This is a genomic window from Chryseoglobus sp. 28M-23, assembly GCF_014789785.1.
Lineage (GTDB): Bacteria > Actinomycetota > Actinomycetes > Actinomycetales > Microbacteriaceae > Microcella > Microcella indica.
Genome location: NZ_CP061846.1, coordinates 569,664 through 592,360, shown reverse-complemented (window position 1 = coordinate 592,360; position 22,697 = coordinate 569,664). Strand labels below are relative to the sequence as shown.

Here is a 22,697-nt window from a genome sequence, read left to right as displayed (position 1 = left end):
GGAGCGCAGCTCGAGCGCTCGCTGCCGCTAGGCTCGCTCGAGCGAGGCGAGCGCGTTCTCGAGAGCCGGGGTCGCGAGCTGGGCGCGGCGCTGGGCGAGCGCGAGCATGCCGTAGGCGAGGAACGACACGATGAACAGGAGCAGCGGGCCCCATCCCGGCGCCGCCGAGCCTCCCCCGGCGGCGAGCCCGACGGCGAGGCTGCCATAGGCCACGATGAGACCTGCCATGCTCCACACCATCCCGCTCAGCGCGCTGCCGTGCAGTGCGCCCACGAGCACGAGTGCGGTCGCGGTGCGGTTGAGCGCGAACGGTCCAGGCTCGGCGAACCCGGGGTCCACGGTGAGGCCGAGGGTGATGACCGCGACCGAGCTCACCGCCCCACCGGCGAGGAAGAGGGACGCCGTGAGCAGGGTGGGCCGCCAGAGGAGGACGAGGGCCAGCAGGGAGACCGCGAGGACAGGCGCGATGACGAGCGTCGTGTACCCGCCGTGCCCCCGGGCGGCGAGCAGGTCGGCGATCGTGAGGGCGCCGAACTGCAGGCCGAGCACGACGATGAGACGCTGAGCCGCCGCGAGACCGCGCACGATGGCGGCCGCCGCCACCGGCCTGGGTGTTTCGAAGACGGCCATGCCGCTACCGCTGACCCTCCGCGTCGACGTCGAAGCTCACGACGAGCGACTCCCCGTTGCGCCACTCGATGCGCCTCACGACGGACTTCACGCTCAGATAGTAGGGGGCGAGGACCGTCGTGCGCCGCCCCTCGGGAAGATCGAGCGAGACCGTGACGGCCACGGCCACCGCGTCGTCCCCCGCAGCCGCCAAGCGAAGACGAGCCCCGAAGACACCCGCGTCCGGGTCGGAGAACAGGCCGGTGATGAGAGCTGTGATGGCACTGCGCTGATCGACCGTGATCGTGCCGGCCAGGCGGTGCGGGTCGTCGACGTGCACGGGCCACTCGGCCACGATCGCGCTCAACCACGACTGCGCGTCTCGATCGACGAGCGCCCGCCGCAGCTCGTCGGCGAGCGCCGCGGCACGCCGACGATCTCGGTCGCTCACCTCCTCCGCCGCAGCGATCGACTGCAGGAACGGCTGCATGCGCTGCGACCAGGCGCCCGCCGTGACCCGCTCGAGGATGGCGAGCACGGGCTCCTCCTGCTCATCCTTCACGCGGGCGTCGCCCACCAGGCCGCGCCAGCGCTCGACGTCGGCGATCATGACGCCCGTGAGCACCGACCCCCCGATGATGGCGAAGAGCACGGGGGAGGACGCGGTCAGGGCAGCGGCCACCGGCAGCCGCACGCCCTCTCCCCCCGTCGCGCTCAACGCGCCGAGGATGGTGCACACGGAGAGTCCGATCATGCCGGGCAGGAAGACGCGGCCGGGCACGAACGGGGCGAGAGACATGGCGATGAGCGCTGCGGCGAGGGACGCCCACCACAGTTCTGGCACGACGGCCTCGCCGCGCAGGCCCGCAGCCGAGACGAGCACCCCGAGACCCGTCAGCACGAAGACGGCGATCGACAGCGCCGCACCGAGCCGCCCCCGGTACGGGCGAGACCCGACGTGGATCAGGACACCGGCAGCCACGAGGAGGACGAGGGCGAGCACCTGCGTCGTGATCGAGCCACCGGCCTGCCCGCCCGCCGTGATCGAGACGATGCCGTGGAGCGCGACGACGATCGACACCCAGATCGTCACGAGGGACGACGTGAGCCAGCTGAGCGTGTCGACATCGATCGCCGAGAATCGCCACCACCGTCTCATCGCTCGACCTCGTCCACTGTCGCGACCGGCTCGGCGGGAACCGACAGCAGCACGGTCGTGCCCGTCGACCCCGACCAGACGCGCGCCGAGCCTCCCACGCGCTCGACGCGGCCGACCACCGACTCCCGCAGGCCGAGGCGGTCCGCGGGCACGGTCGCGGGGTCGAACCCCCGACCCCCGTCGACGATCATGACGGTGAGCAGCCCCTCGGCCGACCCCAGTGTGACGTCCGCATGAGTCGTGCCCGAATGCGCGACGACGTTGTCGAGGGCGGCCGCGGTCGCCCCCAGGATCGCCTCGGCCGCGTCATCACCGGGATACCCGAGGGCGGCATCAGCGCCCGCGACGTCCACGCGCATGCCCCGCCAGCGCACGTCGTCGACAATGGCGAGCAGGCGCGCACCGAGGCTCGCGCGCCGCGGATCCGGTGCCGGCGACGTGCCGCGTGGAGACACCGTCGCGGTCGCGACGATGCGAAGATCACGACGGATGCGCTGCCGCAGCCGCGCGTCGAGCTCGGGCGCGCTGCGCGCGACGAGCGTGAGCGCGGCGAGCGCCGTGTCGTGCACGACCGCGGTCGCGGCGCGCTCCCGCACGCGCTGATCCTCGCCGCTGCGGGAGGACTGCGTCAGCGCAGGCAGCTCGGGCAGGCGCTCCCGCCGGCGGCGCCAGCCGATCGCGACCATCGCGTACGCCCCGCAGATGATGCCGGCGTCGGTCACGCGGTCCCAGGAGAGCACGTAGGTCTCCCCGACGAGCGCGGCCCCCGCGGCGAGGGAGACGCTGCCCGCGAGCCACGCGCCCGAGACCCACAGAATGCCGTTCGAGGCGCGCGGTCGGATCGCGCCGATGAAGATGAGGGCGGTCGCGACGGCCTCGATGAGGTAGGCGCTCTGCGACTCGCCCCGCGACAGCGTGAGCATCGCGACCGCCGCATAGACCGTGCCGGCGACGGTGCCGAGCGCGAGCTGCGCCGCCGCGAGCAGCGCCGTCGGTCGCCACGCGAGCGCGAGCGAGCTGACGAGCATGAGGGCGAGGAGCGCCGCGAGCGGTGCGACGCTCGCGAGGTCGCCGCGTCGAGCGCCCACCTCGAGCAGGATGCCACCGGCCAGAAGGATGCTCGCGGGGCCGATGAGGCGCTGCGCAGTCGCCAGCCCGCGCACGAGAGCGCTCGCCGTCACCTCGCGAGGGGGAGGCAGTCGCAGCGCCGAAGCGGTCGCATCGGCGGTGGTCATGGAGCCAGCCCGTCAGGCCCGCGTGCGCCCGCCGAGCGCGCGGTCGTCACGCTTGCCCGACTTGTCGACCCGTAGCTCCTTCGGCAGCGAGAACAGCAGGTCCTCCTCGGCCGTCGTGATCTCCTCCACCTCGCCGTAGCCGGCGTCGGAGAGGTCGGCGAGCACCTGCTGCACGAGCACCTCGGGAACGCTCGCCCCGGAGGTGACGCCGACGGTCGCGACACCCTCGAGCCACTCCTGCCGAATCTCACTCGCGTAGTCGACGCGGTAGGCCGCCCGCGCACCGTACTCGAGCGCCACCTCCACGAGGCGCACGCTGTTGGAGCTGTTCGCCGACCCGACGACGATCACGAGATCGCACTCCGGGGCGACCTTCTTGATCGCGACCTGACGGTTCTGCGTCGCGTAGCAGATGTCGTCACTCGGAGGGTCCTGCAGATGCGGGAACCGCGCGCGCAGACGCCGAACGGTCTCCATCGTCTCGTCGACGCTTAGCGTGGTCTGCGAGAGCCAGATGAGTTCGTCGGCGTCGGGCACCTCGACGGTGTCGGCCTCCTCCGGACTGCCGATGAGGATCGTGCGCTCGGGCGCGTGACCCATCGTGCCCTCGACCTCCTCGTGGCCAGCATGACCGATGAGCAGAATGCGGTAGTCCTGCTTCGAGAAGCGCACCGCTTCGCGATGCACCTTTGTCACGAGCGGGCACGTCGCGTCGATCGCGGCGAGGCCGCGGTCGGCCGCGCCCTGCACGACGGCCGGGCTGACTCCGTGGGCGGAGAAGACGATGTGCGAGCCCGGCGGCACCTCCTCGACCTCGTCGACGAAGATCGCACCGCTCTTCTCGAGCTCGGTCACGACGTGGATGTTGTGCACGATCTGCTTGCGCACGTACACGGGTGCGCCGTACTGCTCGAGCGCCTTCTCGACCGCGATGACCGCCCGGTCGACGCCGGCGCAGTACCCGCGCGGCGCGGCGAGCAGCACCCGCTTGCTGCCCGCGACGGGTTCGTCGGTCAACCGCGCGCGCCGCGCGGGAACGATCGGTGTGCTGACGGGGGCTCCGTTGGTGATGGTGCTCACAGGGCCCAGTCTAGGCGCGGGCCCCTGAAGGTGGACTCCGTGCCCATGTGTCGCCGCCCGCGGCTACCCTGGGGGCGTGACCGATGCCCCCGAGGCTCCCCGCCGCCCGGGAGCCGCACCCGATCCGACGGCGAGCGCCGCCGACGCGCCGTGGCCGGTGGGGCAGCTCTCCTCGAAGCTGAAGGGGTACATCGACCGCCTGGGCACGGTCTGGGTCGAGGGCGAGATCACCCAGTGGGGCGTCTCCGGCGGCAACGTCTACGGCAAGCTCAAAGACCTCGCAGCCGAGGCGACCGTCTCCTTCACCATCTGGTCCTCCGTGCGCGGGAAGCTGCCGGAGGGACTCGGTCAGGGCGATCGGGTCATCGCTCTCGTCAAGGCGAACTGGTGGGTCAAGGGCGGCACCCTGACGATGCAGGTGTTCGAGATGCGACGCGTCGGCCTGGGCGACCTTCTCGAGCGCCTCGAGCAGTTGCGGCGTCAGCTCACGGCCGAAGGGCTCTTCGCCCCCGAGCGCAAGAGGCCCCTGCCCTTCCTCCCGCAGTGCATCGGGCTCGTCACCGCACGCGACAGCGACGCAGAGAAGGACGTGCTGCGGAACGCGCAGCTGCGCTGGCCGTCCGTCTCGTTCCGCGTGCACCACTCCGCCGTGCAGGGCGACCGGGCCGTCGGCGAGCTCGTGGCGGGCATCCGAGCGCTCGATGCCGACCCCGACGTCGACGTCATCATCGTCGCGCGCGGCGGCGGCGACTTCCAGAACCTGCTGCCCTTCAGCGACGAGGCCGTGGTGCGCGCCGCCGCCGACTGCGAGACGCCCCTCGTGAGTGCGATCGGGCATGAGAACGACCGACCGCTGCTGGACGATGTCGCCGACCTTCGCGCCTCGACACCGACCGATGCCGCGAAACGGGTCGTGCCCGATGTCGGCGAGCAGCTCGCGACCGTGCAGCAGGCCCGGTCTCGGCTCATCACCCGGCTCACCTCGATGCTCACGACCGAGATCGAGCGCGTGGCGCAGTTCCGCTCCCGACCGGCGCTCGCGAGTGCGACGTGGATCATCGCCACGCGAGCGGAGGAGCTCACGCGCCTCGTCGCGCGCGGTGCGGAGTTGACGACGCGCCGCCTCGACAGCTCGCTCGACGCCCTCGACGAGCGGCGCCGCCAGCTGCGGGCGCTCTCTCCTCAGCGGACGCTCGATCGCGGCTACGCGATCGTGCAGGACGACGCCGGGCGCGTGGTGAGCAACGCCGCGCGAGCGTCGCTCGACGATGCGCTGCACGTGACTCTCGCCGCGGGCCGCCTGACCGCGACCGTGACGGGCACCGAGCCCTCGCCGAACGACGCCCCATCGCACACTCCCACCCCGAGCGAAGGAAAGCAGACCTAGCATGACTGACGTGACCGACTCCCCCGCCTCCGAGACCTCCCCACCCGAGCGCGCCGAGGTCAGCGGCCTGAGCTACGAGCAGGCGAGAGACGAGCTCGTGCGCGTGGTCTCCGAGCTCGAGCAGGGCGGCGCGACGCTCGAGCAGTCGATCGCCCTGTGGGAGCGCGGCGAGGCGCTCGCGCGACGATGCGAGGAGTGGCTGCTCGGCGCGAAGGCTCGCCTCGACGCTGCTCGCGCCGCCGCCTCCGATGACGGCAGCGCCCCGTGACGTCTGCGGGAGCGGGCAGGGTCGTCGCCGAGCTCGGTCGGCCCGAGACGCCGGAGGAGACCGCGGCACGCGTGGCCGAGTCGCGGCGCCGTCGCCGCGCGAACCAGTCGACGAAGAATCTCGTGCTCTCCCTCGTCGCGTCGCTCGGCATCGTCCTGTTCCTCGTCGTCGTCGTCGTGCGGCAGACACCCACTCCCCCGCCCGTGGACTACCCGTCGACCGCAGCAGATGCCTCCGCCGCGCTCGGCACGGACGTGCTGGCGCCCACCGTCCCCCCGACCTGGTCGGCCAACCGCGCCGACCTCACCGCGAGCGGCGGCGTGCGCGAGTGGTACATCGGCTTCCTCACCGACACCGACGCCTTCATCGCCCTGGTGCAGGGCTTCGAGACGAATCCGACGTGGCTCGATGACCTGCTGCGGGGTGCGTCGGGCGGAGAGCCCGTGGAGATCGCCGGGGTCGAGTGGAACCTCTACGATCGACGTGGGGTCGACGCCGTCGGCAGCCGCCAGTACGCCCTCGTGACCGAGGCCGCCGAGAGCACGATCGTGCTCTACGGCACCGCGTCGGAGAACGAGTTCGCGCTACTGGCTACTGCGATCGCCGCCGACCTTCCTGCCGAGGACGAGACCGAGACCGCACCGTAGTCGCGGCCTCGATCGATCAACGCGAGGTGACCGCATGACTGCAACCCGACGCACCCCCGCCCAGGCCTGGCGCGAGATGGAGCGCGGCAACGCGCGGTTCGTCTCGGGCGAGCCGCAGCATCCGCACCAGGACGTCGAGCGGCGCACCGAGCTCGCCGGCTCGCAGGCCCCTGGCGCGGCCTTGTTCGGCTGCTCGGACTCTCGACTCGCCGCCGAGATCATCTTCGACAAGGGACTCGGCGACCTGTTCGTCGTGCGCAACGCCGGGCAGGTCATCAGTGACAGCGTCGTCGGCTCGCTCGAGTACGCCGTGGCAGTGCTGCGCGTGCCGCTCATCCTCGTGCTCGGGCACGACGAGTGCGGTGCTGTGCGGGCCGCGATGGACTCCGCCCGACCCGGCGCCGAGCCGTTGCCCGTGCACATCCGCGGCATCGTCAACCAGATCCTCCCCGCCGTTCAGCGCGTGCGCATGAGCGCGGGGGCGAGCGCGATCGACCAGCTCGACGCTCTCGAGGTCGGTCGTCAGCACTTGCGCGACACCGTCGGAGCGCTGCTCTCGGCGAGCGAGCTCATCAGCGAGGAGGTCGCCGCCGGTACGCTGGCCATCGTCGGCGCGAACTACAAGCTGCGCGAGGGTCGCGTCGAGCCCGACGTCGTCGTGGGCCAGATCTGACCGAGCTCGACGCACGCCGAGCCGACACCCGGGCATCCTCACCCGCCACCCGCCGACCAGACACCCCACCGCCACGCACAGAAGGACGCACATCGACGTGACCGAGACAGACGACTACCGCATCGAGCACGACACCATGGGCGAGGTGCGCGTGCCACGCGACGCCCTCTACCGGGCCCAGACCCAGCGCGCCGTCGAGAATTTCCCGATCTCCGGCTCGGGGCTCGAGTCGGGGCAGATCATCGCTCTCGCGCAGATCAAGCGCGCCGCCGCTCTCGTGAACGCCGAGCTCGGAATTCTGGATGCTCCGCTCGCGCAGGCCATCGCCGAAGCGGCAGAGCAGATCATCGAGGGGCAGCATCACGATCACTTCCCGGTCGACACCTACCAGACGGGCTCGGGCACGAGCTCGAACATGAACATGAACGAGGTGCTCGCGACCCTCGCGACGCGCATCGCGGGGATGGACGTTCACCCCAACGACCACGTGAACGCCTCCCAGTCGTCCAACGACGTCTTCCCCACCTCGGTGCACGTCGCCGTGACGAGCGCGCTGCTGCACGAGCTCATCCCCGCGCTCGAGCACCTCGCCGTCGCCCTCGAGCAGAAGGCCGAGGTGTGGTCGACCGCAGTCAAGGCCGGACGCACCCACCTCATGGACGCGACGCCGGTCACTCTGGGGCAGGAGTTCGCCGGCTATGCGCGACAGGTGCGCCTCGGCGTCGCGCGCGTGCGCTCCACGATCGAGCGCGTCGCGGAGGTGCCGCTCGGCGGCACGGCGACGGGCACAGGAATCAACACCCCGCTCGGATTCTCGCAGAAGGTCATCGTTGAGCTCGCGAGCTCCACGGGGCTGCCGATCACCGAGGCCCTCGATCACTTCGAAGCGCAGGGCGCCAGGGACGGCCTCGTGGAGGCGAGCGGCGCCCTGCGCGTCATCGCCGTGTCGCTCACCAAGATCTGCAACGACCTGCGGTGGATGGGGTCGGGCCCGAACACCGGCCTCGGGGAGCTGCGCATCCCCGATCTGCAGCCGGGCTCGTCGATCATGCCGGGCAAGGTCAACCCGGTCGTGCCCGAGGCTGTGCTCATGGTGTGCGCGCGCGTCATCGGCAACGACGCGACCGTTGCGTGGGCGGGCGCATCGGGCTCCTTCGAGCTCAACGTCGCGATCCCCGTCATGGGCACGTCGCTGCTCGAGTCGATCCGCCTCCTCGCCAACTCGACGCGGGTGCTCGCCGACAAGACCGTGACCGGTCTCGAGGCGAACCTCGAACGCGCTCGGGCCCTCGCCGAGAGCTCGCCCTCGATCGTGACGCCCCTCAACCGCGTCATCGGCTACGAGGCGGCCGCGAAGGTCGCCAAGCACTCCGTCGCTGAGGGTCTCACCATTCGCGAGGCCGTGATCGACCTCGGATTCGTCGAGCGCGGCGAGGTCACGCTCGAGCAGCTCGACAGCGCTCTCGACGTGCTGCGCATGACGGCGCCGGGCCTCTAACGGAAGTAGTGCGGTCTGCTCACGTAGGTGTCGGAGACGAACATGACGCCCGCTGTGAGGTCGAGCAGTGAGCGCAGACCCTCGATGAGATCGTCCGCCCGGTCATCGGGCACGACCGTGATGATGAGCGTGAGCGCGTCCCGGTCGTTGAACAGTTGCCGGCCCTCGTGAGCGAAGTGGTGCCCGAGACCGGTCACCGCAGGCAGGCTCGTGTAGCCCGTCGCTCCCGCCGCGACGATCTGGCGGCGCACCGCGTCGGCATCGACCGTGCGCGCCACGATCTCGATCTTGGTCATCCTCGTCAGTGCTTCGCGGCTCATGCCGCCTCCTCTCCTGCAGTCCACTCGGCGCCGGGCAGCTGCCACGACTGCCACCCTGCTCGGGTGTACCGCTCCCACTCGCCGACCGTGTCGCCCGGTCGCACGAGGGTCACCCATTCGCCGTGCACGAGATCGTGCACGACGTCGGCGCGCTCGACGATGCGCTCGATGCGCTCGCGCGGCGCGTCGACGACCACGAGCAGCCGCACGGGCTCGTGGTGGAGACCGTCGCGGGTGCCGACCGATTGCCACGGCAGGCCGAGTCGCAGGTCTCCCGACGGCCCGCTGAGCACTCCAGCGCCCGCGACGAGATTGTGCACCGTCTTCGACCCGGCGCCGAACACCTCGGGATCGACGGCGGAGTAGTAGTACTGCGCGTTGATCCAGTGCGCAACGACGAGCGGTGCCGTGAGGATCGTCTCGAGCGCCGTGCCCTCGGCGTCGTGCTCGGGCGCGTACGAGTGCAGGAAGACGCGGCGCTCGAGGTCGGCGCCCGCGGTGAGCGACCGCGGCCCGATGACGATCGCGGCGTTCCGCGCGAGACCCCACTCCGGGTACACCTGAGCCCAGTCCCGCGACCGACGAGCGGCGGCGATGCTCGCCGGCGTGCGCGCAGACGCGCCCGGCAGATCCAGCATCCGTTCGGCGGCGAGGTCGTGCCCCGCTGCCCGAGCGTCTCGCTCGACCTCGGCGGCGGCGTCGCGCCGCACCGGTTCGAGCCGGTGCAGGTCGGCGAGCGTGACCACGTCAGTAGCCGTGTCGTGCTCCCCGGCGAGGAAGACGGTGGCCTCAGGGATGCTGATCCCCCGCTCGCTCAGTCCCACCCGCACCGCCGGCGTGTTCAGCAGCGCGGCGGCAGCCCGCGCATTGGGAGCGCCCCGGTGGCCCCCGCACGCTCCGCAGTCGAGCGCCGTTCGGTAGGCGTTGTTGGTCGTCGACGTGCCGTGGCCGACGAAGACGACGAGAGGCGCGAACGACTCCACCATGCCCATGGTGCGCAGAATCACCTCGGCCGTGTCGAGCTGCGCCTCAGGGGTGAGCGCGCTATCGAGGTCGAGGAGCGTGGGCACGCTCATGGCCGGATCGTCGGGGCGCCCCGCGCGCACTGCTCGCCCGGCCAGCAGGCTGCGCGCGATCGAGCGCGGGCCCAAGAGCCACCCGGTGACCTCGGCCCAGCCGAGCGGGGCGCCGGGAAGGGCGTCGGGCGCCTTGACGCTCGAGCGCAGGGCGCGGCGGAGGGCGAGAGAGCGCACGAACCGAGCGGCGTCGCGCCACGCCCCGGGTGCCGGTCGCTCGGCCACGCGGTAGCGGGGAGTCACCAGCACGGGGCATGCTGCCGCGGGCTCGGTCGCGGCGAGGGGCTCCACGAGCGCGGCGATTCCGAAGAAGCCGGCGAAGCCGGAGGTGGCGTAGGGGCCGCGACGCTCGAGGTGCCGTCGCAGTCCTTCACTGCGGGGGTCGATGCAGAAGACGAGGTGAGCGCGGGGTGCCGAGGCGTCACGGTGACGACCCGAGCATGCGGTGATCTGCTCGAGCACCCGACGATGGGGGGCCGACTCGAAAGCCTCCTGCCAGACGAGCGTGCGCACGGCGCCCGCCTCGTCGCCGTGCCCCGCAGCGGGCATGGGTCGAGGCTCGTCGAGTGCCCATTCGAGTGCTGCGCGCACGGCGAGGAGGTCGACGATGTCCACATCGCCCGCGGTCTCGGCGCGCCATCGCACGTAGGCGGCCCAACCGGGCAGCCGGGCGAGCCCGGCGCGAAAGTGCGCGAGCTGCTCGTCCTCGCTCACGTCGGTGATCTCGAGAACGGTGGCGAGGGCACGATCGGCGACGTCGGGGAGTTCGGCGATGCGACGCCTCGCCTCTCGCGGGAGGGTCGCGTCGTGGAGCGCGAGGGCGCGCCACGCGCCGAAGTATCCGAGCTCGGCGACGGGCACGGGCCACGCCGCGGCATCGGGGGCGAGCGCTGCGCGGCACCATTGGGCGAGTCGCTCGTCGACGGCGCTGATCGGCTGCTGCTCGAGCGGTGGAGGCGGGGCAGCACGGGTGAGGAACCGCGTGACGAGCTGCGCGTCGGTCGCCCCCCGCGGGGACTCGGCGTCGCGGCGACGGATCGCCTGGGCGAGGTCGGCCTCCGCGATGCGACCGGAGTCGAGCAGGTCGCGGTACTGCCCCTCGGAGAGCGCCCCGCGGGCTCCGAGCGCGGGTGCGGCCCGCGTCACCGCACCGGCGAACCCCTCGGAGAGCGAGGGCAGGAGCGGGTTCACTGCGATCGCCGCGTCGAGGCCGTAGTACGGGGCGATCACCGAGGCGGCGATCTCGGCGCGTGCCCGGGCGCGGAGGGCCGCGCGCATGGGTGCGACGATATCGGTCATGACGAGGCTCCTGTCGTGAGCGGGCTGCCGAGGGGGTCGGATGCGGGGATCGCGCGCGCCGTGGATGCTCTGCCCGCGGGACGCGGAGCGCGAGGGTCGCCGAAGCCGAGACCGAAGGCTTGCAGGGCCAGACCCGTCCGGCTCCCCGGGAACCATCGACGCACGACGCCGAGAGCGACGACGAGGAGGAGGGCGAGCACCGCGACGACCACGATGGCGGGCTGCGCCTCGGGCGCAGACTCGGGTGTGATCACCGCCGAGAGCAGCGATGCAGCGAGTGCGTACGCCGCCGCACCGCCCGCGAGCAGGGTGGTCGACGCGGCGGCGAGCGCGGTGCTCGGGGCGAGTCGTGCCGCGCGGGCGCCCGCGGCGGCGAAGGCCGCGCCCACCACGACGAGGAGCAGGAGTTCGGGCACGCCCCGGCCGCCCGGGTACACCGCGACCGCCACGGCCGCGAGTGTCATCACGGGGAGCGCGATGCCCGCGAGGGCCCGGGCCGCGGCGCTGGGGCGGGAGAGCGCGAGGACCGCCGGGGCGCGGCGGTCGTAGGCGCGACGGTCGATGCCGTCGCTCGAGGCGAGGAAGAGCGAGCTCTTGTACAGGCCGTGGGCGACGAGGTGCACGAGCGCGGCGGCGGCGAGGCCGAGGGCGGCGCACAGCAGCATGAAGCCCATCTGCGCGACGGTCGACATGACGAGTCGGCCCTTGACGTCCGTTCTCACGAGCGAGGCCGTCACACCGACGAGGAGGCCGACCGCCGCGAGGAGGCTGAGCGCGAGGGATGCCAGGGCGCTCTCGCCGATGAGGGGCAACTGGGTGATGACGAGGATGCCCCCGCCGTTCACGATGCCGCCGTGCAGAGCGGCACTCACGGGAGTCGGAGCGTAGAGAGAGCCGACGAGCCAGCTCTGCGCGGGCGGCAGGGCACAGCGCAGAACGGCGGCGATCACGAAGAGCAGTGCTGCGGCATCCCCCTCGGCACCGAGCGACATCAGAACGATCGCGGCCCAGAGCGCGACGTCGGCGGCGACGAGCCATACGGCACCGGGAAGGAGTGCGCGCACTCCCCCGCCGAGACCGAGGGCCACAAGCGTCGCGACGGTGGAGGCGCTCCAGGCGAGGCCGAGCATCCAGAGCGGGCCCGCGACGGCGAGCAGTGCCGTCGTCGCGAGCATCGCACCCAACGCCATCGTGAGGGCAGTGCCGTGCCGGTCGCCGCGGAGTGAGCGGTGGGCGAAGGGCACGACGGCTGCGGCGATGCCGACGACGAGGACGAGCAGCACCAGCGCGACGCCGTCGAGTCGCCACAGGCCACCATCGATCGGGGGCATGGGTGCCACCGCGAGCAGTGCGCGAGGGTCGAGGGGGGTACCGGCTGAGAACATGGAGAACCTCCTTGCGCGCATCACAATACACGATTGCTAGTTCGCGTATTGCACAACGTGCATTTCGATGCCGGACGGGGCGCGATGTGGCTCGTACAGTGGTCGCGTGGCCGAGTGGACGTTTCTGACGAATCACACGCACGTGCTCGTGTGCCTCTCCGACGACCCCGATCTGCGCATGCGCGACATTGCCGAGCGCGTCGGCATCACCGAGCGCGGCACGCAGCGCATCGTCGCCGAGCTCGTCAAGGCCGGCTACCTCGTCAAGACGCGCGAGGGCCGACGCAACCGCTACAGCGTCGTCGACGACGAGCCGCTGCGGCACCCCCTCGAGCGCACGCACACGATCGGCGAGCTCCTGCGCGCCGTCGGCGACCGCGCGCGGCAGCGTGGCGAAGCACCGTCAGGATCGCCGGGCGACCAGGGCTGAGCGGAGTCGCGCTCCGACGCGCAGCACAGCTCGAATAGCACGAGAGGGGTGCCCGACAGGACACCCCTCGCCGTGCTGATCAGGTGCGCTCAGGCGAGCTCGTTGCCCTCCAGGAGCTCGGTGACGAGCGCCGCGATGGCGCTGCGCTCGCTGCGCGTGAGGGTGATGTGGCCGAAGAGCGCGTGGCCCTTGAGCGTCTCGATGACGCTCGCGACGCCGTCGTGCCGCCCGACCCTCAGATTGTCCCGCTGGGCGACGTCGTGCGTGAGCACCACCTTCGAGTTCTGCCCGATGCGGCTGAGCACCGTCAGCAGTACGTTGCGCTCGAGCGACTGCGCCTCATCGACGATCACGAACGCGTCGTGGAGCGACCGACCGCGAATGTGCGTGAGCGGCAGCACTTCGAGCAGCCCGCGCTCGATGACCTCGTCGAGCACGTTCTGCGAGACGACCGAGCTGAGCGTGTCGAACGTCGCCTGCGCCCAGGGGTTCATCTTCTCGCCCGCATCGCCCGGCAGGTAGCCGAGCTCCTGCCCCCCGACCGCGTACAGGGGACGGAACACCATGATCTTGCGCTGCTGCTGACGCTCGAGCACCGCCTCGAGACCCGCGCAGAGCGCGAGCGCTGACTTGCCCGTGCCCGCGCGACCGCCGAGGGAGACGATGCCGATCTGGGGGTCCATGAGCAGGTCGATTGCGAGGCGCTGCTCGGCAGAGCGGCCGTGCAGACCGAAGATGTCGCGATCCCCGCGCACGAGGCCCACGACGTCCTCGCCGAGGACGCGCCCGAGGGCCGACCCTCGGTCGGAATGGATGACGAGCGTCGTGTTGACGGGAAGCTCGCGCACCGCCGCGCTCGACACCGTCTCCCGGTCGTAGAGATCGGCCATCTGCTCGGCCGACAGCGTGATCTCGGCCGTGCCGGTCCACCCGCTGTCGACGGCGAGCTCGGCCCGGTACTCCTCGGCCGCGAGACCGACCGACGAGGCCTTGACGCGCAGGGGGAGATCTTTCGAGACGACCGTGACGGCCAGGCCCTCCTGCGCGAGGTTCAGAGCGACCGCGAGAATGCGCGAGTCGTTGTCGCCGAGCTGCAGCCCGCTCGGCAGCACCGACTGGTTCGAGTGGTTGAGCTCGACCCGCAGCGAACCGCCCTCCTCCCCCACCGCGATCGGGAAGTCCAGGCGCTCATGCTGCACCCGCAACTCGTCGAGGTGGCGTAGCGCCTGACGCGCGAAGTACCCGATCTCCGGGTCGTGGCGTTTCGCCTCCAGCTCGGTGATGACGACGACAGGGAGGACGACGGCATGCTCCGCGAACCGGAACATGGCTCTCGGATCGCTGAGGAGGACCGAGGTGTCCAAGACGTAGGTGCGCTGCATCACCTCCGTCGTCGACGCCGTGGTGCGGGATGTCTGGGAGGAGGTTCTCGATGCGGCCACCAGTGCTCCAACCCCGGAAGCGCGGGCGCCCCCGGACTCATCTGACGTGCCGGCCAGGGCTCGCAAGACGAACTTCCGGCCGTCTCGACCAGGCTCGATGCCTGATGAGCGCCACGCTATGCCTCCCGTCGCGCTCGACGCGCAACGACACGCGCGTGTTACGGGTTGGTTCACCCAGGAGAGAGCACGGTGCCTCCCTCAGTGCCGCGTGGCGGCTCGGAAGGTGAGCAGGGCCGTTCGCAGAAGTGCGAGCGTGTCCTCGCTCGTCGACACGTGGGCGCTCAACCGCACGCGCCCCTCTCGACTGGTCGCTGAGATGCCGTGGTTGTGGAGAGCGGCGGCGAGCACGCCGAACTGGTCGGCATCGGGCTCGACGACCACGATGCCTGCCCGCTCCTCGTCCTCCCGCGGGGAGACGACCGCGAGACCTGCCTCGTCGACGAGTTCGAGAATGCGGGCGGTGCGGTCGAGCACCACAGGGGCGATGACCTCGACGCCGACACGGACGACTGCCTCGACAGCCGCAGCGAGTCTCGCCTCGGCACCCGGGTCTGCAGCGCCCACTCTGAAGGCACCCGCATCGTCCTGCGGCGGCAGGATCTCGTGAACGGGCTCCACCGAGCCCTGCGCGAGCCACCCCGACCAGACCGGCGTGAGGCTCTCGCGGGCTCGATCAGAGAGCACCAGATACCCGGTGCCAGGGCCGGCGCGCAACCAGGTCCGGCCTCCGCCCGCGATCACGTCGACCGCCTGCCACGGTGCGTCCACGACCCCCGCGCCCTGCGAGGCGTCGACGATGAGCAGCCGGTCGCCGATGACCTGGCGCACTCCCTCCAGGTCGACGACCTGGCCGGTGCGGTAGTCGACGAGGCTCACGATCACCGCGACCGTGTTCGCCCCCACCTGCTCCTTCACGACTCCCGGCGTCACGCGCTCGTGCTGCGGCACGAGGTCACGCGGCACCAGCACGCCGAGGGCCTCCGCCGCCCGCGCGAGGGCGTAGCCGACGGCGGGGAAATCGCCCGGCGATGCGGAGACGCCACCCGTCAACCCGAACATGACGTGCATGAGCGCCTGCGAGGCACTCGGCTGGAAGACCACCTGATCGGGGCGGAAGCCGAGCATCTCGCCGAGCGCGGCCCGTGCCCGGGCATCCTGCTCAGCGAGTGTCTGGAGCGAGCCGAAGCGCGCGCGCGCGAGAAGTTCGGCGTGCGCGCGCTCCTCGGCCAGGACCGGGTCTCCCACGGGGGCGAGACGGGCGAAGTCGAGGTAGCCGGGGTCTTCGTGGAAGTCGGCGATGAACGCATCGAGAGCTGTCATGAGGGTCTCCAGGTGTGAGACGGCGAGCCTACTGGCCGAAACGGCGCTGGCGGCGGGAGAAGTCGCGCAGAGCACGCAGGAAGTCCACCTCGCGCAGGTCGGGCCCGAGGGCCTCCACGAAGTAGAACTCGCTGTGAGCGCTCTGCCACAGCATGAAATCGCTCAAGCGCTGCTCGCCCGACGTGCGGATCACGAGGTCGGGGTCGGGCTGGCCTCCCGTGTAGAGGTGGTCGGCGATGTTCTCCGGTGTGAGCAGCTCGCCGAGCGCGTCCAGAGTGCCGCCCGCCGAGGCGTGCTCGTGCACGAGCGAGCGCACGGCGTCGGCGATCTCGCGCCTGCCGCCGTAGCCGACGGCGAGATTGATGTGCAGGCCCTTGTGGTCTCGCGTGCTCGCCACGGCGGCGTCCAGCTGAGCCAGGAGCGGGTCCGGGAGGCCGTCGCGGCTGCCCACGTGCTGCACGCGCCAGTCGCGGAACTGCGACAGGGCGCTCGCGAGCTCGCCGATGATGGGGATGAGCTCCCGCAGCTCCTCCGACTCCCGCCCCGTCAGATTGTCGGTCGAGAGCAGGTAGAGCGTGACGACTCCGATGCCCGCGTCGTCGCACCACGTCAGGAACTCGCGAATCTTCTCCGCTCCGGCGCGGTGCCCGTGCGCGCTCGTGCCGCCGGCGCGCAGTCGCGCCCAGCGCCGGTTGCCGTCGAGGATCATCGCGACATGACGAGGGTGCGTGGCATCGGACAACTGATGCCGCAGCCGGCGCATGTAGAGCTGGTAGAGCACGCCGCGCCCGCGGAGACTTCTCCTCGATTGCACAGCCATCACGGTAGTGCACCGTGCTCGCATTGTTCACGGTCTCCAGTCGAAAGGCGCCTGTGAGCTGGGCGGGCTACGATCGCGGCATGACGCCTGCCGCTGAGGAGCCCGTGACCACCGCCGCAGACCGCGTCGACGACGAGCCCGCGGCGGACATCCCGAATGTCCCTCTCCTCGAGGAGTCGATCGAGTACGAGCGGATCGAGCAACGAGAGGAGAAGCCGACCTGGCGCGGCTGGATTCACGCCGGCACGTTCCCGCTGGCCGTCGTCGCCGGCATCGTGCTGCTGATCGTCGCCGACGGTGTCGCCGCCACGTGGTCGAGCGCCGTCTTCATGACCTCGTCGCTCCTGCTTTTTGGCATCTCGGCGACGTACCACCGGTTCCACTGGAGCACGCGCACGCGCATACTGCTCAAGCGCTTCGACCACGCCAACATCTTCCTGCTCATCGCCGGCACCTACACGCCCCTGGCCATCATGGCGCTGCCCCCGGACAAGGGCTACCTGCTGCTCGCGCTCGTCTGGGCGGGTGCTCTGCTGGGCATCGGCTTCCGCGTCTTCTGGATCACCGCGCCTCGCTGGGCGTACGTGCCGCTCTACGTGCTGCTCGGGTGGGCGGCTGTGCTGTACATCGTCGACCTCTTCGCCGCGAGCCCGGCCATGATGACGCTCGTGATCGTCGGAGGGCTCGCCTACACGGCTGGGGCGGTCATCTACGGGCTCAAGCGCCCGAACCCGGTGCCGGGCGTGTTCGGCTTCCACGAGATCTTTCACACCCTGACGGTCGTGGCGTTCCTATGCCACTGGGCGGGGGTCCTCATCGTCGCCCTCGACCCGCCCTACGGCGGCTGAGGCCTGCTCCTCCTCGAGGCGTTCGCGCACCTCTCCGCGATACCGCACGCGGCGCACCCGCCGCGACATGTCGATGATGAGCAGAATCGCACCGACCGCGACGAGGAGCGTGACGACGAAGCCGATGACGCCCGGCGTCACGAGGTTCTCATCGACCTGGATGGGCGGGAGGAGCGGGTCGTCCACAGGGTTCGGCCCGATGCCGGTTCGGTGAACGGTCAGCCAGTGCACGCGTGCTCCTCGAGTCGATCGGCGTGGGATTCACGCCGAGGGGGGAGGGCGCCGAGCGCTCGCCTCTCAGCGGCGCCGACTACCCTGAGAGCCACACTATCGAGCGCATCCGGATGCTCGCCGACCACCCGCACAGGAAACCATGACGACGACCCAGCAGCTCCTCGATGAGCGCTACGGGCGCAGCGCCGGGAGCGAGCGCCGTACTCGCCGCATCCTCATCGCAGGAGCCATCACTCTCGCCGTGGTCCTGACCGCGTGGGTCGTGTGGGGAGGACTATCGGGCACGAGCGCGACGCTCGAGACGCGTGAACTGGGCTATACCGACGTCACCGACACGTCGATCACCGTGCAGTGGGAGGTGACGGCACCACCGGAGACCACTGTGCACTGCGCACTGCAGGCGCTCAACAGCAGCTTCGGCATCGTGGGGTGGACGATCGTCGAGATCCCCGCCTCTCCTAAGCGCACCCGGTCCCTCGCGCAGACCGTGCGAACTTCAGAACCAGCCGTGACGGGTTTGCCGTACCGCTGCTGGCTCCCGTAATATCCTCAGATCACTGCGGCGAGCCGACCCACCGGGTCGGCTCTGTTGCGTCAGGAGGCAGACAAGATGAGCGACACCACCGACACGAAGTGGCTGACCCAGGAGGCCTACGATCGCCTCAACGCCGAGCTCGAGCAGCTCAGCACCGAGGGTCGCGCCGAGATCGCGCGGCGAATCGAGGCTGCCCGAGACGAGGGCGACCTCAAGGAGAACGGCGGCTACCACGCCGCGAAGGACGAGCAGGGCAAGATCGAGGCGAGAATCAGGACGCTCTCGGCCCTGCTGAAGAGCGCGACCGTCAGCGAGGCGCCCCAGTCGAGCGGCGTCGTCGAGCCGGGCACCGTCATCGTGGCGACGATCATGGGCGATGAGGAGAAGTTCTTGCTCGGCAGCCGTGAGATCGTCGGCGACGGCGGAGAGCTCGCCGTCTACAGCGAGCAGAGCCCCCTCGGCTCGGCGATCCTCGGGCTCAAGGTCGGCGACTCGACGAGCTATGAGGCGCCGAGCGGCGCGCAGGTCTCCGTCACGATCGTGAACGTCGAGACCTACACGCCCTAGCGGACCGTGCCGTCTCCTCTGACGGCCCGCCTCACCCGTTCCCGAACAGACGACCGGGGCCGTCAGAGGAGACGGCGCTCGAGAAGTCGACGCGCGGTTCGCACCCCGCAACGCGCGAGCGTTGCGCGCGAACGCCAAACGTCGACGCGCGGCCTCGACCTCCAACGCGCCAGCGTTGCGCGCGCACGCTAAAAGTCGACACGCGGCTCATACCCTGCGTCCCGCAGCGCGCCCAGCACCTGGTCGGCGTGCTCGGGGCCGCGGGTCTCGATGTGCAGCTCGAGCTCGACCTGGCTGATCTGCAGCCCCGTGCCGTGGCGAGTGTGCAGCACTTCGACGACGTTCGCGTTCTGCGAAGCCACGATCTCGCTCGTGCGAGCGAGCTGGCCGGGCCGGTCGGGCAGGGGGATGCGCAGCTTGAGATAGCGCTCCCCCGCCGCGAGACCGTGACTGATGACGCGCTCCATGATGAGCGGGTCGATGTTGCCGCCCGACAGGATGACGACGGTCGTGCCCTGAGCACTCACCTTGCCCTGCATGACCGCGGCGACTCCGACGGCGCCCGCCGGCTCGACGACGAGCTTGGCGCGCTCGAGCAGCACGAGCATGGCCTGGGCGATGTCGTCCTCCTCGACGGTGACGACCTCGTCGACGGCGTCCCGGATGATCGCGAAGTTGAGAGCGCCCGGCCGTGCGACGGCGATGCCGTCGGCGATGGTCGAGCCGATCGTGATGTCGGTCGGCTCGCCCGCGGCGAGCGAGATGGGGTAGGCGGCCGCGTTGGCGGCCTGCACCCCGATGATGCGGATCGTGCGCCCCTCCTCGGCCGCCCGTCGCTTGAGCACGCTCGCGACGCCGCTCGCGAGCCCGCCTCCGCCGATCGGGATGACGACGGTCTCGAGGTCGGGAACCTGCTCGAGCAGCTCGAGCCCGAGCGTGCCCTGACCGGCGACGACGTCGGGGTGGTCGAAGGGCGGGATGTAGACGGCGCCCGTGCGCTCGGCGTACTCGGCGGCGGCCTGAAGCGGCTCCGACACGGAGTGCCCGCGCAGCACGACCTCGGCTCCGTAGTCGCGGGTCGCCTGGAGCTTGGGCAGGGCCACCCCGATCGGCATGAAGATCGTGGCGTGGATGCCCAGCTCGCGCGCGGCGAAGGCCACGCCCTGCGCATGATTGCCGGCACTCGCGGCGACCACTCCGCGCGAGCGCTCCTCCTCGGTCAGCCGCGCCATGCGCGTGTATGCGCCGCGAATCTTGTACGAGCCGGTGCGCTGCAGGTTCTCGCACTTGAGCAGCACGGTCGCGCCGAGGATGTCGCTCAGGTACCGGGAGGTCTCGATGGGCGTCGTCTCCGCGACTCGGCGCACGAGGAGGCGCGCGGCCTCGACGTCGTCGAGCGTGGGGCCGGCCAGCGTCACGGGGGTCGTCATGCTCGCCCTTCTGTCGTGGGGGGATCGTGATCGTGGGGCGCTATGACGTCGGAGAGGCTCGGCCGAGGGTTGGTGCGCCACTGCCCACGAGAAAGGTAGCGGACGACGACGTTGAGCACCGCCACGATGGGCACGGCAAAGAGCGTACCCGGGATGCCTGCGAGGAATCCGCCCGCGGCGACGGCGAGCACGACCGCGAGCGGGTGCACCTTGACCGCGGTGCCCATGACGAGGGGTTGCAGCACGTTGCCCTCGATTTGCTGCACGAGCAGCACGATGCCGAGCATGATGAGCGCGATCACGATGTCGTAGTAGATGAGCGCGACGAAGACGGCGAGCGCTCCGGTGACGACGGCGCCGACGATGGGCACGAACGCTCCGAGGAACACCGCGACCGCGATGGGCAGGGCGAGCGGCAGTTGCAGGATGACCGCACCGAGCCCGATGCCCACCGCGTCGACGAACGCGACGAAGATCTGCACCTTCACGAAGTTGGTGAGGGTCAGCCACCCGGCTCGACCGGCACCGTCGACGGGGGTGCGCGCCCGCCGCGGGAACAGCCCCACGACGAACTGCCAGATGCGGCGCCCGTCGATGAGGAAGAACAGCACGGCGAAGAGCACGAGCACCGAGCCCGTGAGCACCTCGGTGAGCGTGGAGCCGACGGAGAGCGCTCCGCTCACGAGCCAGCCTCCGCCCAGGTCGAGCTGGGCGACCGTGTCGTCGATGACCGTCGCGAGCTCGGCGTCGGAGAGCTCGAAGGTCGCCGACAGCCAGGAGAGGAAGTCGGCGTAGCGCTCGACCGATCGCTCCTCGAGCGAACCGTAGCCGGCCCGCACCTGGGAGACGACGAGCCAGACGAGGCCTCCGACGACCGCGATGAGGGTCAGCATCGCGGTGAGGATCGCGAGCCAGCGGGGAAAGCGGAGGCGCGAGCCCAACCACGATGCGTAGGGGACGAGCAGCGCCGCGAGCAGCACGCCGATGAAGAGCGGGATGACCAGGAGCCGCAACTGGATGATGAGGAAGATGAGGGGCCCGGCGGCGCCCGCGATGGCGAGGAAGCGCCAGGACCACTCGCTCGCGATGCGCACACCCGGGGGGACCGTGGAGACCGCGGGCGCGCTGCTCTGCTCTGCGGAGCGGAACGCGCGGAACATGCGGTCAGTCTACGAGCCCGCGAGGCCCCGTTCGCGGGTCGCTGGTCCTCGATAGCCTTCGCAGGTGGACCGGCTCCGAAGCGATCAGGCTCGGCGGCTCGCCCTCGGGGCGGGCGGCTTCGCCCGCCCGCATCCCGAGACGATCGGCGCGCGCCAGCTGACGGCCGCCCTCGATCGCCTCGCGGTGCTGCAGCTCGACTCGGTGAACGTGTTCGCGCGGTCTCACTACCTGCCGCTCTTCGCGCGACTCGGCTCGTACGACCCCGCACTGCTCGACCGGCTGATCTTCCACGCCCGAGGCCGCTACACCGAGTACTGGGCGCACGAGGCGGCGATCATCCGTCGCGATGATTGGCCGCTGTGGCACTGGAAGCGCGAGGCGCTGCGCGAGAAGGAGAACCGCTCGAACGCGTGGGTGCGCGACAACGCAGCGATGCTCTCCTGGCTGCTCGGCGAGCTCGCCGCGGTGGGACCCATGACCGTGGGCGACGTCGAGCACGAGGCCACCGCGCGACGCGGGCCGTGGTGGGGGTGGAGCGACGTCAAGATCGGGTTGGAGCACCTGTTCGCCGTGGGCGACGTCGTGAGCGGCGGGCGGCGGGGCTTCTCGCGGGTGTACGCCCTGCCCGAGCAGGTGGGCCTCGGCGAACTGCACGCGCAGCGGGTTGCGCGCGACGATGCGCAGCTCGAGCTTGTCCGGCGTAGCGTGCGAGCCCTCGGCGTGGGCACGATCGGCGATATCGCCGACTACCACCGGCTGAAGATCGCTCCGACGAAGGATGCCCTGCGCGCGCTCCTCGACGCGGGCGAGGTCGTACAGGTCGAGGTGGAGGGGTGGGTGCGCGGAGGCCGGCCGCTCCCGGCGTTCATGCCCTCGGGCGCGCGCATCCCGCGCCGCATCGAGTCGACCGCCCTTCTCTCTCCCTTCGACCCGGTCGTGTGGAACCGTGAGCGAGCCCTGCGGATGTTCGGTTTTCCCTACCGCATCGAGATCTACACACCGGCTGCGCACCGCCAGTACGGCTACTACTCGCTGCCCGTGCTCGTCGACGATGCCCTGCTGGGGCGCATCGACCTCAAGAGCGACCGCCAGGCGGGGGTGCTGCGCGTGCAGTCGGCGTGGGCCGAGCCGGGCGTGTCAGCCGGTGCGCTCGCCGAGCGCATCGCCCCGGTGCTGAGACGGGCATCGGCCTGGCAGGGGCTCGGGGAGGTTCTCGTCGCCGATCGGGGCACGGCCGCCGCCGCCGTGCGGGAAGCACTGCGGGGTCGATGACT

The 22,697-nt window shown here is 71.0% G+C and carries 23 protein-coding genes; 10 read left to right on the top strand and 13 right to left on the bottom strand.

Translation table 11 applies throughout. From position 1 onward, the window contains the following. Positions 1-27: 27 nt before the first annotated feature. The 4 genes from IE160_RS02920 to IE160_RS02905 are packed head-to-tail and all read right to left on the bottom strand — an operon-like array spanning position 28 to position 4,083. On the bottom strand, positions 28-630 hold the full coding sequence (locus IE160_RS02920; protein WP_191151604.1) for a hypothetical protein: 603 nt from the start codon (positions 628-630) through the stop codon (positions 28-30). A gap of 4 nt (positions 631-634) precedes the next feature. Next, entirely contained in the window at positions 635-1,768 is a 1,134-nt protein-coding gene (locus tag IE160_RS02915) for a hypothetical protein (protein ID WP_179873271.1), read from the bottom strand. Beyond that, entirely contained in the window at positions 1,765-3,003 is a 1,239-nt protein-coding gene (locus tag IE160_RS02910; protein ID WP_179873270.1) for a sensor histidine kinase, read from the bottom strand. Before IE160_RS02910 ends, IE160_RS02915 begins: the two co-directional genes overlap by 4 nt. Positions 3,004-3,015: 12 nt before the next feature. After that, entirely contained in the window at positions 3,016-4,083 is a 1,068-nt protein-coding gene (locus tag IE160_RS02905) for a 4-hydroxy-3-methylbut-2-enyl diphosphate reductase (RefSeq protein WP_179873269.1), read from the bottom strand. Positions 4,084-4,159: 76 nt separating this feature from the next. Here IE160_RS02905 and xseA point away from each other — a divergent pair, with 76 nt between their 5' ends. The 5 genes from xseA to IE160_RS02880 all read left to right on the top strand — a co-directional run bounded on the left by xseA (position 4,160) and on the right by IE160_RS02880 (position 8,556). Next, the gene (gene xseA, locus IE160_RS02900; RefSeq protein WP_179873268.1) at positions 4,160-5,470 is read left to right on the top strand and encodes an exodeoxyribonuclease VII large subunit; all 1,311 of its coding nucleotides are present in this window, start codon (positions 4,160-4,162) and stop codon (positions 5,468-5,470) included. A gap of 1 nt (position 5,471) precedes the next feature. Then, positions 5,472-5,738, top strand: coding sequence for an exodeoxyribonuclease VII small subunit (locus IE160_RS02895; protein WP_179873267.1), 267 nt, complete (start codon positions 5,472-5,474; stop codon positions 5,736-5,738). Continuing rightward, complete coding sequence (locus tag IE160_RS02890) at positions 5,735-6,385, top strand: DUF4245 domain-containing protein (protein ID WP_191151603.1); 651 nt, start codon at positions 5,735-5,737, stop codon at positions 6,383-6,385. The genes IE160_RS02895 and IE160_RS02890 overlap by 4 nt, the downstream gene beginning before the upstream one ends. A 34-nt stretch (positions 6,386-6,419) precedes the next feature. Then, positions 6,420-7,058 carry a carbonic anhydrase gene (locus IE160_RS02885; RefSeq protein WP_179873265.1) on the top strand — a complete coding sequence of 213 codons (639 nt, stop codon included), beginning with the start codon at positions 6,420-6,422 and terminating at the stop codon, positions 7,056-7,058. 97 nt (positions 7,059-7,155) lie between these two features. Next, positions 7,156-8,556, top strand: coding sequence for a class II fumarate hydratase (locus tag IE160_RS02880; protein WP_191151602.1), 1,401 nt, complete (start codon positions 7,156-7,158; stop codon positions 8,554-8,556). Here IE160_RS02880 and IE160_RS02875 read toward each other — a convergent pair. Genes IE160_RS02875 through IE160_RS02865 form a run of 3 tightly spaced genes read right to left on the bottom strand, consistent with a single transcriptional unit; the run spans position 8,553 to position 12,636 of the window. After that, a complete protein-coding gene (locus IE160_RS02875; protein WP_191151601.1) occupies positions 8,553-8,876 on the bottom strand; it encodes a P-II family nitrogen regulator in 324 nt (107 codons plus the stop codon). The genes IE160_RS02880 and IE160_RS02875 overlap by 4 nt on opposite strands. Further along, complete coding sequence (locus IE160_RS02870; protein WP_191151600.1) at positions 8,873-11,251, bottom strand: putative inorganic carbon transporter subunit DabA; 2,379 nt, start codon at positions 11,249-11,251, stop codon at positions 8,873-8,875. The genes IE160_RS02875 and IE160_RS02870 overlap by 4 nt, the downstream gene beginning before the upstream one ends. Continuing rightward, complete coding sequence (locus IE160_RS02865) at positions 11,248-12,636, bottom strand: proton-conducting transporter transmembrane domain-containing protein (protein WP_191151599.1); 1,389 nt, start codon at positions 12,634-12,636, stop codon at positions 11,248-11,250. Before IE160_RS02865 ends, IE160_RS02870 begins: the two co-directional genes overlap by 4 nt. A 106-nt stretch (positions 12,637-12,742) precedes the next feature. Here IE160_RS02865 and IE160_RS02860 point away from each other — a divergent pair, with 106 nt between their 5' ends. Beyond that, positions 12,743-13,066 (top strand): helix-turn-helix transcriptional regulator, encoded by a 324-nt coding sequence (locus tag IE160_RS02860; RefSeq protein WP_224744538.1) that lies wholly within the window; start codon positions 12,743-12,745, stop codon positions 13,064-13,066. A gap of 89 nt (positions 13,067-13,155) precedes the next feature. Here IE160_RS02860 and phoH2 read toward each other — a convergent pair whose 3' ends face one another. The 3 genes from phoH2 to IE160_RS02845 all read right to left on the bottom strand — a co-directional run bounded on the left by phoH2 (position 13,156) and on the right by IE160_RS02845 (position 16,648). Beyond that, positions 13,156-14,448, bottom strand: a complete 1,293-nt coding sequence (phoH2, locus tag IE160_RS02855; protein ID WP_179873832.1) for an RNA 5'-3' helicase PhoH2 — start codon at positions 14,446-14,448, stop codon at positions 13,156-13,158. A gap of 258 nt (positions 14,449-14,706) precedes the next feature. Continuing rightward, complete coding sequence (locus IE160_RS02850) at positions 14,707-15,828, bottom strand: aminotransferase class V-fold PLP-dependent enzyme (protein ID WP_179873259.1); 1,122 nt, start codon at positions 15,826-15,828, stop codon at positions 14,707-14,709. 28 nt (positions 15,829-15,856) lie between these two features. Then, entirely contained in the window at positions 15,857-16,648 is a 792-nt protein-coding gene (locus IE160_RS02845; RefSeq protein ID WP_179873258.1) for an isoprenyl transferase, read from the bottom strand. Positions 16,649-16,728: 80 nt separating this feature from the next. Here IE160_RS02845 and trhA point away from each other — a divergent pair, with 80 nt between their 5' ends. Further along, positions 16,729-17,496 carry a PAQR family membrane homeostasis protein TrhA gene (gene trhA, locus IE160_RS02840; protein ID WP_179873257.1) on the top strand — a complete coding sequence of 256 codons (768 nt, stop codon included), beginning with the start codon at positions 16,729-16,731 and terminating at the stop codon, positions 17,494-17,496. Here the strand turns inward: trhA and IE160_RS02835 are convergent. Next, entirely contained in the window at positions 17,440-17,727 is a 288-nt protein-coding gene (locus tag IE160_RS02835; RefSeq protein ID WP_224744537.1) for a hypothetical protein, read from the bottom strand. The genes trhA and IE160_RS02835 overlap by 57 nt on opposite strands. A 142-nt stretch (positions 17,728-17,869) precedes the next feature. Here IE160_RS02835 and IE160_RS02830 point away from each other — a divergent pair, with 142 nt between their 5' ends. Both IE160_RS02830 and greA read left to right on the top strand, forming a co-directional pair. Continuing rightward, the gene (locus tag IE160_RS02830) at positions 17,870-18,274 is read left to right on the top strand and encodes a DUF4307 domain-containing protein (RefSeq protein ID WP_191151598.1); all 405 of its coding nucleotides are present in this window, start codon (positions 17,870-17,872) and stop codon (positions 18,272-18,274) included. A 66-nt stretch (positions 18,275-18,340) separates the two neighbouring features. Beyond that, positions 18,341-18,832 (top strand): transcription elongation factor GreA, encoded by a 492-nt coding sequence (gene greA / locus IE160_RS02825; protein WP_179873255.1) that lies wholly within the window; start codon positions 18,341-18,343, stop codon positions 18,830-18,832. Positions 18,833-19,020: 188 nt separating this feature from the next. Here the strand turns inward: greA and ilvA are convergent, their stop codons facing one another. Then, positions 19,021-20,262, bottom strand: coding sequence for a threonine ammonia-lyase (gene ilvA, locus IE160_RS02820; RefSeq protein WP_179873254.1), 1,242 nt, complete (start codon positions 20,260-20,262; stop codon positions 19,021-19,023). Then, positions 20,259-21,422 (bottom strand): AI-2E family transporter, encoded by a 1,164-nt coding sequence (locus IE160_RS02815; protein ID WP_191151597.1) that lies wholly within the window; start codon positions 21,420-21,422, stop codon positions 20,259-20,261. The genes ilvA and IE160_RS02815 overlap by 4 nt, the downstream gene beginning before the upstream one ends. 64 nt (positions 21,423-21,486) lie before the next feature. Between IE160_RS02815 and IE160_RS02810 the strand changes: the two genes are divergently transcribed. Continuing rightward, entirely contained in the window at positions 21,487-22,695 is a 1,209-nt protein-coding gene (locus IE160_RS02810; protein WP_179873252.1) for a winged helix-turn-helix domain-containing protein, read from the top strand. The last annotated feature ends 2 nt before the right edge of the window (positions 22,696-22,697 follow it).